The sequence below is a fragment of the Pseudomonas sp. TWRC1-2 genome (assembly GCF_049896685.1).
Taxonomy (GTDB): Bacteria; Pseudomonadota; Gammaproteobacteria; order Pseudomonadales; family Pseudomonadaceae; genus Aquipseudomonas.
Genome location: NZ_JAFCUU010000002.1, coordinates 805,427 through 821,336, shown reverse-complemented (window position 1 = coordinate 821,336; position 15,910 = coordinate 805,427). Strand labels below are relative to the sequence as shown.

The window sequence follows — 15,910 nt, the reverse complement described above, 5'->3', positions numbered from 1 at the left end:
GTTCGGATTAACGTTGCCTTCGTGGGGGCTGTTACGTTGTTAATCACGTTGCCTTGTTGGCGGAGTTGATTTTAGGCCCGCGAGTTATATTCATATACCCGTGCTTTTGATAAACACTATTGGCGGTTTTTGTAACAATCCCCTGATAAAGGTTTTTTCATCCACCCGGAAAGCCGCGCAGGGCGCGGGCCAGAGCCGTAAATGGGCACGGCGGGGCAATTTGTAGGGGCTTGTTACTACCATCGTCGAATGGTTCTATGGGGGCGCCCCGGCTACAACAGGGCATACAAAAACAACTATTGTCACCGAGGTAAGAAAGATGAGTGCGGCTTCCCTGTACCCCGTTCGCCCCGAAGTAGCAGCCAACACGCTGACCGACGAGGCGACCTACAAGGCCATGTACCAGCAGTCGGTGGTCAACCCCGATGGCTTCTGGCGCGAGCAAGCCAAGCGCCTTGACTGGGTCAAGCCTTTCACCGCGGTCAAGCAGACCTCTTTCGACGACCACCATGTCGACATCAAATGGTTCGCCGATGGCACCCTGAACGTTTCCTACAACTGCCTGGACCGTCACCTCGCCGAGCGTGGCGACCAGGCGGCGATCATCTGGGAAGGCGATGACCCTTCCGAAAGCCGCACCATCACCTACCGCGAGCTGCATGAAGAAGTCTGCAAGTTTGCCAACGCCCTGCGCGGCCAGGATGTGCACCGCGGCGACGTGGTGACTATCTATATGCCGATGATCCCCGAAGCCGTGGTCGCCATGTTGGCCTGTACCCGCATCGGTGCGATTCACTCCGTGGTGTTTGGCGGTTTTTCGCCGGAGGCGCTGGCTGGTCGCATCATCGACTGTAAGTCGAAGGTGGTCATCACCGCCGACGAAGGCATCCGCGCCGGTAAGAAAATTCCGCTGAAGGCCAACGTCGACGACGCGCTGACCAATCCGGAAACCAGCAGCATCCAGAAAGTCATCGTGTGCAAGCGCACCAATGGCAACATCAAGTGGAACCAGCATCGCGACATCTGGTACGAAGACCTGATGAAAGTGGCGGGCACCGTGTGTGCGCCCAAAGAGATGGGCGCCGAAGAAGCGCTGTTCATCCTCTACACCTCCGGCTCCACCGGCAAACCCAAAGGCGTGCAGCACACCACCGGCGGCTACCTGCTGTATGCGGCCCTGACCCACGAGCGCGTGTTTGACTACCGCCCGGGCGAAATCTACTGGTGCACCGCCGACGTCGGCTGGGTCACCGGCCACACTTATATCGTGTACGGCCCGCTGGCCAATGGCGCGACCACATTGCTGTTCGAAGGCGTGCCGAACTACCCGGACATCACCCGTGTCGGCAAGATCGTCGACAAACACAAGGTCAATATCCTCTACACCGCGCCCACTGCGATCCGCGCGATGATGGCTTCCGGCACTGCCGCCTGCGAAGGCGTGGACGGCAGCAGCTTGCGTCTGCTCGGTTCAGTCGGTGAGCCGATTAACCCGGAAGCGTGGGATTGGTACTACAAGAACGTCGGCCAGTCCCGTTGCCCGATCGTCGACACCTGGTGGCAGACCGAAACCGGCGCCACCCTGATGAGCCCGCTGCCGGGTGCGCACGCACTCAAGCCGGGTTCGGCCGCGCGGCCATTCTTTGGTGTGGTGCCGGCGTTGGTGGACAACCTGGGCAACATCATCGAGGGCGCTGCCGAAGGCAACCTGGTGATCCTCGATTCGTGGCCTGGCCAAGCGCGTACGCTGTACGGCGACCATGACCGCTTCGTCGACACCTATTTCAAGACCTTCCGTGGCATGTACTTCACCGGCGACGGCGCGCGTCGCGATGAGGATGGTTACTGGTGGATCACCGGCCGTGTGGATGACGTGTTGAACGTGTCCGGCCACCGCATGGGCACTGCCGAGATCGAAAGCGCGATGGTTGCACACCCGAAAGTCGCCGAAGCGGCGGTGGTGGGCGTGCCGCATGACATCAAGGGGCAGGGCATCTATGTGTATGTCACGCTCAAAAATGGCGAAGAGCCGAACGAAGCGCTGCGCCTGGAACTGAAAAACTGGGTGCGCAAAGAGATCGGTCCGATTGCGTCGCCGGATGTGATCCAGTGGGCACCGGGCTTGCCGAAGACGCGCTCGGGGAAAATCATGCGGCGGATTCTGCGCAAGATTGCCACGGCTGAATATGACGGGTTGGGGGATATCTCGACCTTGGCTGATCCGGGTGTGGTGGCGCATTTGATTGAAACGCACAAGACCATGAACGTCGCGTAAGGCGGGTTGGTGGGACGAAGCCCCATTCGGCGTGAGCTGGGTGGGGCTTTTTTGTTGACTGGCTATCACTGACGAAACCGAATCATTGTGGGAGCTGGCTTGCCTGCGATGAGGGTGGGCAGGCACAGGCGGGCTAACAGGCAGACCGCTATCGCAGGCAAGCCAGCTCCCACATTTGGAGGGTATTTCAACCTGGCTGAAGTGGCGGTCTGACAGACCGACATAACCACCAAGCCAATAAATATCGACTTCCCCCGTAGGACGTTTCTGAATGTTACCGAGGCCTGCAAATGTGTAACCCCACGCCCAAACCTGAGGCAAAGTGCTACGCCCGTGCCTCGAAAAGCCCCGTTTTAGACACCCTCTGAAATAAGATTAAACGCCAGACTTGCCGTGCTAGAAGGGTTTGCGAATAATAGGCCCGCAATTTGCAGCATCAACAGGTTTAATATCTTTTGTCTCTGCATAAAATTCAGAGGCTGTCAATGTGCTGGAACCGCTTTCTCAGTGCTTCTGTAAATTGTTGTCGCATTGAGGAAATATCGGCTTCCGGCCTGTCGTTAGAATGCCGATCACTCGCTCGTCGTCTCCCATGCTGAACCGGGGTAGGACGCAGCACCGCTATTCGGTTTCACTTAAGTCGCATCGTGGGCCACGGCTCATTCTGCTTTTTGCCCTACCGATGGAGTCCCAAGATGAAGAAACTTGTGCTGTTGGGCGCCCTGGCGCTGTCCGTGCTGTCGATGCAGGCCTTCGCTGATGAAAAGCCCCTGAAGATTGGTATCGAAGCGGCTTACCCTCCGTTTGCCTCGAAGGCGCCGGATGGCAGCATCGTCGGTTTCGACTACGACATCGGCAATGCCCTGTGCGCCGAGATGAAGGTCAAGTGCGTCTGGGTCGAGCAAGAATTCGACGGCCTGATCCCTGCGCTCAAAGTGCGCAAGATCGACGCGATCCTGTCGTCCATGTCCATCACCGAAGACCGCAAAAAGTCCGTGGACTTCACCAACCGTTACTACCTGAGCCCAGCTCAGCTGGTGATGAAGGAAGGCACCACGGTCAGCGACAGCCTGGATGAATTGAAAGGCAAGAAAATCGGCGTGCAGCGCGGTTCGATCCACGATCGTTTCGCCAAGGAAGTCCTGGCCCCTAAAGGCGCCACGGTTGTGCCTTACAGCTCGCAGAACGAAATCTACCTGGACGTGGAAGCCGGTCGCCTCGACGGCACCGTGGCTGACGCCACCCTGCTGCAAGACGGCTTCCTGAAAACCCCGGCCGGTAAAGGCTACGCGTTCGTGGGCCCACAGTTTACCGACGCCAAGTACTTCGGCGACGGCATCGGCATCGCTGTACGTAAAGGCGACAAGGCCGAGCTGGACAAGATCAACGCGGCCATCGCAGCGATCCGTGCCAACGGCGAATACAAGAAAATCCAGGACAAATACTTCGACTTCGATATTTACGGCGCTGACCCTAAGTAACTCGTCCTAGCTGTCTGTCCAGAATGGCGCAAGCAACAGAATTCCTGCGGTTTGCGCCATTTTTTCATCCCCCTTTTCGAGGACCTGAATCATGTTGAAAGGCTACGGGGCCGTCATCCTCGATGGCGCATGGTTGACGCTTCAGCTCGCCTTGTCGTCCATGGCCTTGGCCATTGTTCTGGGTCTGATCGGGGTCGCGTTACGCCTGTCGCCGGTGCGCTGGTTGGCCTGGCTGGGTGACTTGTACTCCACGGTGATCCGCGGGATCCCCGACCTGGTGCTGATCCTGCTGATTTTCTACGGCGGTCAGGACTTGCTGAACCGCGTCGCGCCGATGCTCGGCTATGACGACTATATCGACTTGAACCCCTTGGCCGCCGGTATCGGCACCCTGGGTTTCATCTTTGGCGCCTACCTGTCGGAAACCTTCCGTGGTGCCTTCATGGCCATTCCCAAGGGCCAGGCCGAGGCCGGCCTTGCGTATGGCATGAGCTCTTTCCAGGTGTTTTTCCGGGTGATGGTGCCGCAGATGATTCGGCTGGCGATCCCTGGTTTCACCAACAACTGGCTGGTACTCACCAAGGCCACCGCGCTGATTTCGGTGGTGGGCCTGCAAGACATGATGTTCAAGGCCAAGCAGGCGGCAGACGCCACCCGCGAGCCTTTTACCTTCTTCCTCGCAGTGGCGGCGATGTACCTGGTGATCACCAGCGTGTCGTTGCTGGCCCTGCGCTATCTTGAGAAGCGCTACTCGGTAGGCGTAAGGGCGGCTGATCTATGATCTTCGACTACAACGTCATCTGGGACGCCATGCCGCTGTACCTCGGCGGTTTGGTGACCACCCTGAAATTGCTCGCCATCTCGCTGTTCTTCGGCTTGCTCGCCGCCTTGCCCCTGGGCTTGATGCGCGTGTCCAAGCAGCCGATCGTCAATGGTGCGGCTTGGCTCTACACCTACGTGATTCGCGGCACGCCGATGCTGGTGCAGCTGTTTTTGATCTACTACGGTCTGGCCCAATTTGAAGCCGTGCGCGAAAGCTTCCTGTGGCCGCTGCTGTCCAGCGCCACGTTCTGCGCGTGCCTGGCCTTTGCGATCAACACCAGCGCGTACACCGCCGAGATCATCGCCGGTAGCCTCAAGGCCACGCCGAACGGTGAGATCGAAGCGGCCAAGGCCATGGGCATGTCGCGTTACAAGCTGTACCGCCGCATCCTGCTGCCATCGGCCCTGCGCCGTGCGCTGCCGCAGTACAGCAACGAAGTGATCATGATGCTGCAGACCACGAGCCTGGCGTCCATCGTCACCCTGATCGACATCACCGGCGCCGCGCGCACAGTGAACGCCCAGTTCTACTTGCCGTTCGAAGCCTATATCACGGCCGGCGTGTTCTACCTGTGTCTGACCTTTATCCTGGTACGCCTGTTCAAGCTGGCCGAGCGCCGCTGGCTCAGCTACCTGGCGCCACGGAAGCACTGATATGGAACGTATCGATCACCTGTTGCCCTGGGGCCACCTGGGCTGCGAGCGCCAGCTGAGCGTGTTTCGTTTCGGCAGCGGCGAGCGCAAGGCCTACCTCCAGGCCAGCCTGCACGCCGACGAATTGCCCGGCATGCGCGCCGCCTGGGAACTGAAAAAACGCCTCACCGAACTGGAACAGCAAGGTGCGCTCAATGGCGTGATCGAGCTGGTGCCAGTGGCCAACCCGATGGGCCTGGGCCAGCTGTTGCAAGGCAGCCACCAGGGGCGTTTCGAAGTCGGCAGCGGCAAGAACTTCAACCGTGATTTCGTCGAATTGAGCGAGCCGGTCGCCGCGTTGCTCCAAGGCAAGCTGGGCGATGACCCGCACGCCAATGTGCGCATGATCCGCCAGGCAATGAGCGATGCGCTTAGCGCGTTGCCCGAGCCGAGCAGCCAGCTGCAAGGCATGCAGCGCGTTTTGCTCAGCCACGCCTGCACCGCCGATATCGTCCTCGACCTGCATTGCGATGCCGAAGCCGCGTTGCATATGTACGCGCTGCCGCAACACTGGCCACAGTGGCGTTCGCTGTCGGCGCACTTGAATGTGAAAGTCGGCCTGCTGGCGGAAGACTCCGGCGGCAGCTCGTTCGATGAAGCCTGTTCGCTGCCGTGGTTGCGTCTGTCCCGGGCGTTCCCCGAGGCGCAGATTCCGCTGGCGTGCCTGGCGACGACGCTGGAGCTGGGCGGCCAGGCCGACACCGGCCGCGACGAGGCGATCTTCCACGCTGAAGGCATCCTCGCGTTCCTGGCCGAACAAGGCCTGATCAAGGGCGAATGGCCCGCGCCGCAGCATGAGCCGTGCGAAGGCCTGCCATTTGAGGGGACCGAGCTGTTGTTCGCGCCCCATGCCGGCGTAATCAGTTACCTGCGTAAAGCCGGTGACCGGGTGGAGACCGGCGAGCCGATTTTTGAAGTGATTGATCCCTTGACCGACCGCGTCAGCATTGTGTGTGCGGGCACGTCCGGGGTGTTGTTTGCCGTTGAACGGCTGCGTTATGCCCAAGCGGGTTTCTGGCTGGCCAAGGTGGCGGGGCGCGAAGCGCTGCGTCACGGGCGCTTGCTCAACGACTGACCACCTGTTTTTGTGAGAACCGACCGCATGTACAAACTTGAAGTCCAAGACCTGCATAAACGCTATGGCAGTCATGAAGTGCTCAAAGGCGTATCCCTGGCCGCCGCGGCCGGTGATGTGATCAGCATCATCGGTTCCAGTGGTTCAGGCAAAAGTACCTTTTTGCGCTGCATCAACCTGCTCGAGCAACCTCACGCCGGCAAGATTCTGCTCAACAACGAAGAGCTGAAACTGGTGGCCAACAAGGACGGCGCCATGAAGGCTGCCGACCCGAAGCAACTGCAACGCATGCGTTCGCGCCTGTCGATGGTGTTTCAGCATTTCAACCTGTGGTCGCACATGACCGCGCTTGAAAACGTGATGGAAGCCCCGGTGCACGTGCTGGGCATGTCGAAAAAAGACGCGCGTGAAAAAGCCGAGCATTACCTGGCCAAAGTCGGTGTGGGCCATCGTAAGGATGCGTTCCCAGGCCACATGTCCGGCGGCGAACAGCAGCGTGTGGCAATTGCCCGCGCCCTGGCGATGGAGCCTGAGGTGATGCTGTTCGACGAACCGACCTCGGCGCTCGACCCGGAACTGGTCGGCGAAGTACTCAAGGTCATGCAGGACCTGGCCCAGGAAGGCCGCACCATGGTGGTGGTGACCCACGAAATGGGCTTTGCCCGTGAAGTGTCGAACCAGCTGGTGTTCTTGCACAAAGGCATCGTTGAAGAGCGTGGCAACCCGCGTGAAGTGCTGGTGAACCCGCAGTCTGAGCGGTTGCAGCAGTTCCTGTCCGGCAGCCTGAAATAATCAAGACTGCTTTGTGCACCGAGTTAGTGCATGCTTCACAGTCTTGAGATCGGCTCAATCCCCTGTGGGAGCGGGCTTGCTCGCGAAAGCGGTGGATCAGTCAGCAGATGAGTAGCTGGCCCACCGCATTCGCGAGCAAGCCCGCTCCCACATTGGATCTCCATATGTTTTGAGATTTGTGTTGGTTTCCGGGCTAGCATTGGCCCTTGTCTTCATTACCGTTCTTCGTTTCGGATAGCACTCCATGACCGCCCACAAAATTGGTTTCCTGATTTGGCCCAGCACAAAAGCCCTGACGCTTGCGCTGGCTGAGGAGGCCTTGCGCGTTGCTCAGCGGGTGCATCCGGACGTGGTCTACGAGTTGTCGTTCCTGCTCGCCGAGCCTGCCACCGAAGGCGCCTGGCAATTGCCGGGTGAGCCGTGGGCCGGCAAGCTCGAGGGTTTCCAGAAACTGTTCCTGCTGGCGGACGAGCCGCCGACCGTCATCGCCTCGCAACTGAGCGCGGCGCTCAAGCAGCTTGTGCGGGCGGGTTGCGTGATCGGTGGCTTGTCGGCGGGTGTGTATCCGCTGGCGCAACTGGGGCTGCTCGACGGCTACCGCGCCGCCGTGCACTGGCGCTGGCAGGACGATTTTGCCGAGCGTTTCCCCAAGGTCATCGCCACCAGCCATCTGTTCGATTGGGACCGTGATCGCCTGACCGCCTGCGGCGGCATGTCGGTACTCGACCTGTTGCTGGCCGTGCTGGCCCGTGACCATGGCGCCGAACTGGCCGGCGCCGTCTCCGAAGAACTGGTGGTCGAACGCATTCGCGAAGGCGGCGAGCGCCAGCGCATTCCTTTGCAGAACCGCCTGGGCTCCAGCCATCCGAAGTTGACCCAGGCCGTGTTGCTGATGGAAGCCAACATCGAAGAGCCGCTGACCACCGACGAAATCGCCCAGCACGTATGCGTGTCGCGACGACAGCTTGAACGCATCTTCAAGCAATACCTCAATCGCGTTCCCAGCCAGTACTACCTGGAATTGCGCCTGAACAAGGCGCGCCAGATGCTCATGCAAACCAGCAAGTCGATCATCCAGATCGGCCTGTCGTGCGGCTTCTCCTCGGGCCCGCACTTCTCCAGCGCCTACCGCAACTTCTTCGGCGCTACCCCGCGTGAAGACCGCAACCAACGCCGCAGCAGCAGCCCGTTCGAGTTGTCGTCGGTGCCGTCCGAGCGCGGCTGACCTCTGTTATTCCTCCATCGGTTCAGGTGTAGACGGTGGCGTCAGGGGCGCGCCCTGGGCGTTCAGGCCGGCTGCGTCCACCTGCAGATCATTGCCCGTCTGGCGAAAATACTGCCGAAGGTGGTCCAGGCTGCCCTCCGACAGCGGGTTGCCGCTGAGGTCGGACTCGTCGTCCCACGGCTGGCGCATGCTTAGAATGTCGTCCGGGACCTGGGTGATCAGGTTGTCGCTCAGGTCCACGGTGCGCAAATAAGGGCGGTCAAACAGCCCGAACGGTACCTCGCTGAGCCCGCAGTTTTGCAGGTAGAGGCATTCCAGCCTGGGCATATTGTCCAGCTCAGGCGCCCCGCCCAGCGGGTTGTCACTCAAGTCCAGGTACTCCAGGTTACGCAAGTCGCGCAACTTGGCGCGGGCCCGCGGACTGAGGCGAAGGCGACTTTGCGTCAACGTCAGGCTGGTCAGCCTTGGCAGGTTGAAGATCAGGTCGGGAATATCGCCCAGTGCGTATTGGTCCAGCGCCAGCGTGCTCAGGTTAGGGAATGCACGCACCAGGCCTTCAACGTTGGTGGTGGTGCCTTCGCCGATGAGCTCCAGATGCGAAACATGTTCGAACCGTGCGCTCAAGGTGGGCAGCTCGCCAAAGATCGACGTATGGCACGTCAGCTTATGGGTCACTCCATACCCGCCATTGAAATCGTCGATTTCGCTCTCGCGGCGCCAGCCTTCCTCCAGCGTTGTCTTGATGGCAAGGCGCTGTATTTGCTCCTCGGCCGCCGTCTGTTCGTCCAGTGCCACATCAAGAATGGGGTGCCGTTCGGGTACGGTCAGTGCCCAGAGGGTGAGGTCTGCACTGAGGCGCTCGTATTCGCTTTCCAGACGACGGATGGCGCCGTCAATCGCATCCAGATCGCCGGGCAAGCTGAAGATGAACACATTCACCTCCGCGGCGGTGAACGTCGGATACAGGGCTGCGATGCGGGCTTTATAGGCGCCGGGCGCATCGACCTGGAGGTGCTCGCCGCGGGTTTGGCAATAGCGCTTGAGCCGTTCCAGGGTCGCTCGTGACAGCGGGTTGGCAGATAAATCAAACGCGCTGGTAACTGGGGCCGGCCTTTGCAGCAGCGGTTCGGGGATCTGCGTGATCAGGTTGTGGCTCAGGTCTACGAGGTTGCGTTCGCGGGGCGTGAGCAGGCTCGGCGGAATCTCTGTGAGGCCGGTGTTGCGCAGCCCCAGGCTGTCCAGTGAGGTCATCGAAGTAAAGTCCGGGAGTTGCCCCAGAGGGTTATCGCTCAGGTTCAGCCGTTCCAGGTTGCTCTTTGCCTCCAGGGCCTGGACGGTTTTTGCTGACAGTCGCAGGTTGCAGCGTTCGAGGCTGAGGGTCGTGAGCTGTGGCAGTTGGAAAACCGGCTCGGGAATATCCTCCAGCACATAGTCTTCAATGATCAGGTGCTGCACGTCCGAAAAGCTCGCCAGCCAGTTTCCCACGTCCAACGGCTGAGCATCGCCACGGAGCCTGAGGGTCGACACGTGGGTGAACCGGCTGCTGAGTGTCGGCAATTTGCCGCTTATGGGGGCAGAGATGTCCAGCGCGTAGGTGGGATAAATGTCGTTGCTGTGGTCGTCCTGCTTCAGTTGCCGACGCCATCCGGCGAGCAGCGCCTGTTTGAACGCCTCGCGCTGGTAAGGGGCGGTTTCGCCGAGGTCGGGGCTGTTCACCCAGGCGTCCAGCTCGTGGTTCAGCTGCTTGTAGTCAAGGTCCCGCCGCGCCAGTTCGATCTTGCCCATTTCCAGGTTGCCCGGCAGGCCGAAAATCAGGCGGTTGATTTCGTCACTGCTCCAGGTTGGGTAAAGCATCTTCGCGCTGGCAATGTCCACCGGGGCCGAATTGGCCTCCCAATAACTGCCGGTGCGCTGGAAGTAGGTTTTGACCTGCTCAAGGGTCTGGCCAGACAGCGGGTTGCCGGAAAAGTCGAACGAATGACTGGTTGCCACGGGAAGCTCGAAAAGCGCGTCGGGCAATTCAGCAATGCGGTTGTCCCGAAACAGCGCGGTCTCCAGCTGGGGGCGCTGCAAAATCCCGGCAGGCAATTGCGTGATACCGGTGTTGCTCAGATCGAGAAAGTGCAGGCCAGGCATGTTCTCGACACTGGGTATGAGCCCCAGCGGGTTGTTGAAGAGGTCGAGGGTTTTGAGCCGGGTCATGTTTTCAAGCGCGGTGCGGGTCTGGGCAGTCAAGGTGATGTTGCAATCGCTGAGGACCAGTTCATTGAGGCTGGGTATCGCGGGGACGCCATCGGGCAGTCTGTCGAGGTTGAAGTTGCGCACGGTCAGGCGGCGCAGGAACGGAAACATCGACAGGAACGTGTCGATCTCCAGTGGCCCTTGCTCGCCCTCCAGCGACAGGCTGGAGATATGACCGAAACGCCCGGGCAGCACGGGAGGATTGCCGGCAATCGGCCAGTTCAAGTGCAGTTGATAGCCATTGGGGGCAGGCGGCTCGTAGTACGCATCGAGCGGGGTTTCCAGGCGCCAGGCCCGGCGCAGTTCATCGGCCCAGGCCGTGCGGTTGCGCCTGGCATAGGCGAGTTCCTGACGACTGATGCGCACCTCGGCGTCAGCGCTCAGGCGCGGCGTGGCAGTGATCCAGGCCTGCAAGTCGCGCTCAAGTTGCTGGTATTCGTTGCGCAGCGTGCTCAGCGCCGTCGTGACCCCGCCGGGCGCTTGTTCCAGGCTGCGCACAATGTTGTCGATTTGCGTGCGTGGCAACGCCGGGAACAGTTGCCGGGCGTGTTCATGCGCGGTCAGCGCGTGCTGCGCGCCGGGCATGGTCGTCGGCCGATAGCCCGGCATACCACCGCGCAGGCGCATGGTGTTTGGGTCGTAGGCGGGTTTGCCGACGGGGGCGTCCGCGAGCAACTCGCGCAGATGCCAGTGGTGCAGGGCATGACGAGCAAGCGCCTGGCGCAGGGCCGGGCCCTGGCCGATATGAATGCCCAACGCAGCGCGCGCCGGGTCGGGCAGCGCCTGGAGCAGGGCGGTGTAGAAGTCGGTTTCGCCAAACAGCGGGCCGCTGCTGTCGGTGGGCACGTAGTCGCCGTTGGCGGTGTAAACCAGCGTGCGCTGAACGCTGGCGCGTTCATCACCGATCACATCGCGCAACGGGCCATCAGCGGTGTCGTTTCTGACGCTAATGCGCAGCCCCGCGGGCCAGTTCGGCAAATCGGGCAGGGAGTGCAGGGCCAGGCGGTCAGTGTCCTGGTTGTCGATGCTGTCCAGGTACAGCCCTTCGTAGGCGCGGCAGGCGCGTATTTCTCGCTGGGCTTCATGCGCCAACTCGATCAGGCGCCGTGGTACCCGGCCTTGATCGAGGGCGCGCAGCTCCTCAGGGCTGGCGATGGCACGCAGGGCTTCAGCGGCGCTCACCGGCAAGCCCGGCGACGCGTCGACAAGCGCGCTCAACTGCGCATCGTCGGTACGCTGCAGGGCGCGATACGCTGACTCGAACAGCGCCCAGCGTTTTTCCCTTGCCAGGTGGGCAAGTTTTTTCCTGAGAACATGCGTACGTGCTTGTAGCGAGGTTGTGGGATCGCCGAACGCTTCCCCAAGCAACGTCCTTCTCTGCGGTTCGTCCAGCGCTTCGATAAGGGTCTGAAGCAGGTCGCCATTGTTCAGTTGGCGCTCATGAATCTGGGTGACGCTGGCGTCTGGCGCGCCTGGGATTTCCCAGTGCGTGCGTCCCCGGCTGTCGATCAGGCGCAGGGTTCTGGTGGTGGGCCACAGCCCGTAGTTGGTCAAGAGCAGCAGTTGGGTCTGGGCATCGGCCAACGCCTGGACACGGGGGTCATCACTGTTCATTTGGTCGATGAAGGTTTGCAGGTCCTGGTCGATTTTGAAGCGCTCAAAGGTGTCGGCCAGCAGCGGTGGCAGGGGTTCGCGGGTCATGTAGAGTTTGCGCAGCGCCGCGTCTTCGACACCGCTGACGTGGCGAATCTGTGCCAGTTGCAGGTCGCTGAAGCTTTGCGCCTGATGGCCCAGACGGCGCATCAACTGGGCGCTGTCCCAACTCAGCGGCCGGTCCAGCTCACTCACCCAGGTGCCTTGGCCATTGCTGTATGCCGTTGGGCGGTAGGCATTGGTGCGGGTGGGATGCTTGAAGTAATGCGTCTGGGTGCTGGGGTCGAGCCCCAGCGCGTAATGCGCACCGGACAGGGGCAGGATGTCTTGCTCGCCATGCGTGTGCAGGCCGAGCGGGTTGGCGCGCGAGCCTTCGGGCAGCGTCACCGCCTGGGCGTAAGGCGCAAGGTCCGGTTGCCATAGCCGGTGCTGGCCATCGGGCAAGGTGACGGGTTTGAGGCGATCGAAAAACTGCCAGAGTTCTGCGGGCAAGTGCTGGCGCAACAACCCTTCGGCAAGCGGCGGGCCGAGGGCGAACATGCCCAGTTGGACCATCTGCTCCAGCACTGACATCAGGTGCCCGAACGCCTGGGTCTTGAGGCCTTCGGCCCAGTCGACGATGCCCTCGAACGTGTCATCCAGCAGCTGATACGCGGTGTAACCCAGCATCAGTAAACCCACCGGCGGTACAAACGGCGCGGCGACCAGCGCGGCAATCTGCAGCAGGGCCGAGCCGATTTTTTCGAACAGGCTCCAGCGCTCCCAGCGGGTTTTCTGGTCGGCGCTGGCGGTGGACACGGCTTGAGCGCGCGCGTCATTGAGCAGCTTGCTCAGAGTGGTCTGGTAAAGGTGTTCGAGCACCGAGCCGCTGATCGGTGTGACGGCAAACTGCAGCTCAGGCTTGTCCACCGGCGTATCACGCCAGGCAGGGCGCGGGTCGCCGCGGGTGTGCGCATGCCAGGTGACGCGGGACAGGCGCTGGCCGAGGTCGGCGAAAAAATGCCCGCGCTCGTCGTGGTTCACGAAACGGCTGAAAAATTGCTGGTACGCAGGCTGGCGCAGGTCGGCGGTCAGGGCCTGCATGAACTGCACGCTGGAGGGGAACTCCTTGAGCGGGTGTTGCGGGTCGTGCGGAATATAGGCAATGACGGGCACCACGTGATTGGCCCGCTCAAGGTTCGCGGAGGTAAACAGCACAATGCCTGTCAGCGGGCTGGACAGGATGCTCAGGGCGTGACAGCGCAGTGCGTTGCAGTCCGCCGGGTTGCTCAGCAATTGTTGCAGGCGCTGCGAGCTGGCTTGCGACAGATCGCCCTGCAGGCGCGCCACGTGCAGGGCGAGTCTCAGGTTGGCAATCTGGCTGGCGTCGAAGCGGTGTTGCAGGTAGGCAGCGGCGACGGGGTTGTTGAGGTCCAGGAAGTGCTCGAGGTAGGCGCTGTATTGGCCGCCAAGGTCCAGTTCGCGACACAGGCGTGTAAAGGCCGGCACGCTGATACGGGTGTCTATGTCGGGCAGGGTTTCGAAATGCCCGGTGGCGGTGGGCCGGGTGATAAAGCCGGACGGTGGCTCGTAGGCGTCGACAGTGGTTTCGCCAGCTTCAAAGTTATGCAGGGCGGCGTCCAGCAGCGACACGGTCCTGATCCGCGCTGCGCCGGAGCGCACCGGGAACCAGGGGATGGTCGCCGGTACAGATAGGCGCAGGTAGGTGCTGCGCACATCGCACTCCACACCGAAACGCTGCTTGAGCGCCTGTTGCAGCACGGGCGCGGCGAAGTCGGCGGGTGACTTGAGTGCGTCCATGGCCTTGTCGAGCCGGTTCTGGCTGATCCAGGCCTCACGGATCAGGCCTTTGAGCACCGCGTCCTGCTTGGCTGAGGGCTGGGCGTACCACGCCGGGGCGCTGGTTTTAAGGGCGTTGCGACGCGCGGCCGACGCGTTGCCCAGCCAGTCGGGGATCGCGTTTTTGAGCGTTTCATGATGAACGTCGCGCGCCGGAATCAGCCGGTCGAAGGCGGGCACGCTGGGTTGCTGGCTCATTGCAAAGCTTCCTGAGGATAAAATGATGCCCTCAGCAGAACAGTTCGCCGTCGCCGATCCGTGTTAGATAATTAAGCGCGAGCCGTAAATCGGTGCCGTTGGGCGAGCCCACGGTTTAAACTGCGCCATTGCGATGCTATTTGTCGCATTGGCGTAAACCCGCTGAAAACGCGGGTTGGCGCTATAAGAAGTTGTCGCTTGGCGGCAAGGCCGCACTGAAAACTGTCCTTACAATCCCTGCATCGCCCGCCAGTTCCAGGCAGGCGTTCCTCTTCAGGAGACTCCGATGTCCGTTGAGCAAGCCCCGGTGCAACGTGCCGATTTCGACCAGGTCATGGTTCCCAACTACGCACCTGCCGCATTTATCCCTGTGCGTGGCGCGGGTTCGCGCGTCTGGGACCAGGCCGGTCGCGAGCTGATCGACTTTGCCGGCGGCATCGCGGTTAACGTATTGGGCCACGCCCACCCGGCACTGGTCGGTGCACTGACCGAACAAGCCAACAAGCTGTGGCACGTTTCCAACGTCTTCACCAATGAGCCGGCCCTGCGCCTGGCGCATAAGCTGATCGATGCCACCTTTGCCGAGCGCGTGTTCTTCTGCAACTCCGGCGCCGAAGCCAACGAGGCCGCGTTCAAGCTGGCCCGCCGTGTGGCGTTCGACCGTTTCGGTACCGAGAAGTACGAGATCATCGCCGCGCTGAACAGCTTCCACGGCCGTACCCTGTTCACCGTCAACGTCGGTGGCCAGTCGAAGTACTCCGACGGCTTCGGGCCTAAAATCACCGGCATCACCCACGTGCCTTACAACGACCTGGAAGCGCTGAAAGCCGCCGTGTCGGACAAGACCTGCGCCGTGGTGCTCGAACCGGTCCAGGGCGAAGGCGGCGTATTGCCGGCTGAGCTGGCGTACCTGCAAGGCGCCCGCGAGCTGTGCGATGCGAACAACGCGCTGCTGGTGTTCGACGAAGTGCAAACCGGCATGGGCCGCAGCGGCCACCTGTTCGCCTACCAGCATTACGGCGTGACGCCGGACATCCTCACCAGCGCCAAGAGCCTGGGCGGCGGTTTCCCGATTGCAGCCATGCTCACCCGCGAAGACCTGGCCAAGCACCTGGTGGTCGGCACCCACGGCACCACGTACGGCGGCAACCCGCTGGCGTGCGCGGTGGCGGAAGCGGTCATCGACGTGATCAACACCCCGCAAGTGCTGGCTGGCGTGAATGCCAAGCACGAGCTGTTCAAGGCGCGCCTGCAACAGATCGGCGAGAAATACGGCATCTTCACCGAAGTGCGCGGCATGGGCCTGCTGATTGGTTGCGTGCTCAGCGACGCGTTCAAGGGCAAGGCCAAGGACGTGTTCAACGCGGCTGAAAAAGAAAACCTGATGATCCTGCAAGCCGGTCCCGACGTGGTGCGTTTCGCCCCGAGCCTGGTGGTGGAAGATGCGGACATCCAGGAAGGTCTGGACCGTTTTGAACGCGCCGTGAAGACGCTGACGCAAGCCTGATAGCGACACATTTTGCTGGCTGGACTGGGTCAAAAATGTGGGAGGGGGCTTGCCCCCGATAGCGGTGGATCAGTCACTGGATTTATCAACTGACAGACTGCTATCGGGG

9 protein-coding genes are annotated in these 15,910 nt (G+C 61.3%); 8 read left to right on the top strand and 1 reads right to left on the bottom strand.

The features are described from left to right. The first annotated feature begins 319 nt into the window (after positions 1-319). The 7 genes from acs (at position 320) to argR (ending at position 8,363) form a co-directional block, all read left to right on the top strand. Complete coding sequence (acs, locus tag ACP7B3_RS08245) at positions 320-2,275, top strand: acetate--CoA ligase (protein WP_056861684.1); 1,956 nt, start codon at positions 320-322, stop codon at positions 2,273-2,275. 695 nt (positions 2,276-2,970) lie between these two features. Beyond that, entirely contained in the window at positions 2,971-3,756 is a 786-nt protein-coding gene (locus ACP7B3_RS08240; RefSeq protein ID WP_106576110.1) for an ABC transporter substrate-binding protein, read from the top strand. Positions 3,757-3,847: 91 nt separating this feature from the next. Next, a complete protein-coding gene (locus ACP7B3_RS08235; protein WP_032886746.1) occupies positions 3,848-4,537 on the top strand; it encodes an ABC transporter permease in 690 nt (229 codons plus the stop codon). After that, positions 4,534-5,232 (top strand): ABC transporter permease, encoded by a 699-nt coding sequence (locus ACP7B3_RS08230; protein ID WP_106576111.1) that lies wholly within the window; start codon positions 4,534-4,536, stop codon positions 5,230-5,232. Before ACP7B3_RS08235 ends, ACP7B3_RS08230 begins: the two co-directional genes overlap by 4 nt. A gap of 1 nt (position 5,233) precedes the next feature. Further along, complete coding sequence (locus ACP7B3_RS08225) at positions 5,234-6,346, top strand: succinylglutamate desuccinylase/aspartoacylase family protein (RefSeq protein WP_369301486.1); 1,113 nt, start codon at positions 5,234-5,236, stop codon at positions 6,344-6,346. Between the two features lie 27 nt (positions 6,347-6,373). Then, on the top strand, positions 6,374-7,138 hold the full coding sequence (locus tag ACP7B3_RS08220; RefSeq protein ID WP_003214336.1) for an ABC transporter ATP-binding protein: 765 nt from the start codon (positions 6,374-6,376) through the stop codon (positions 7,136-7,138). Between the two features lie 244 nt (positions 7,139-7,382). Next, positions 7,383-8,363, top strand: coding sequence for a transcriptional regulator ArgR (gene argR, locus ACP7B3_RS08215; protein ID WP_106576113.1), 981 nt, complete (start codon positions 7,383-7,385; stop codon positions 8,361-8,363). 6 nt (positions 8,364-8,369) lie between these two features. Here argR and ACP7B3_RS08210 read toward each other — a convergent pair whose 3' ends face one another. After that, the gene (locus ACP7B3_RS08210; protein ID WP_426178600.1) at positions 8,370-14,294 is read right to left on the bottom strand and encodes a dermonecrotic toxin domain-containing protein; all 5,925 of its coding nucleotides are present in this window, start codon (positions 14,292-14,294) and stop codon (positions 8,370-8,372) included. A 286-nt stretch (positions 14,295-14,580) separates the two neighbouring features. On the opposite strand from ACP7B3_RS08210, the gene ACP7B3_RS08205 reads away from it, so the two are divergent. Continuing rightward, positions 14,581-15,801 (top strand): aspartate aminotransferase family protein, encoded by a 1,221-nt coding sequence (locus ACP7B3_RS08205; protein WP_145159375.1) that lies wholly within the window; start codon positions 14,581-14,583, stop codon positions 15,799-15,801. The last annotated feature ends 109 nt before the right edge of the window (positions 15,802-15,910 follow it).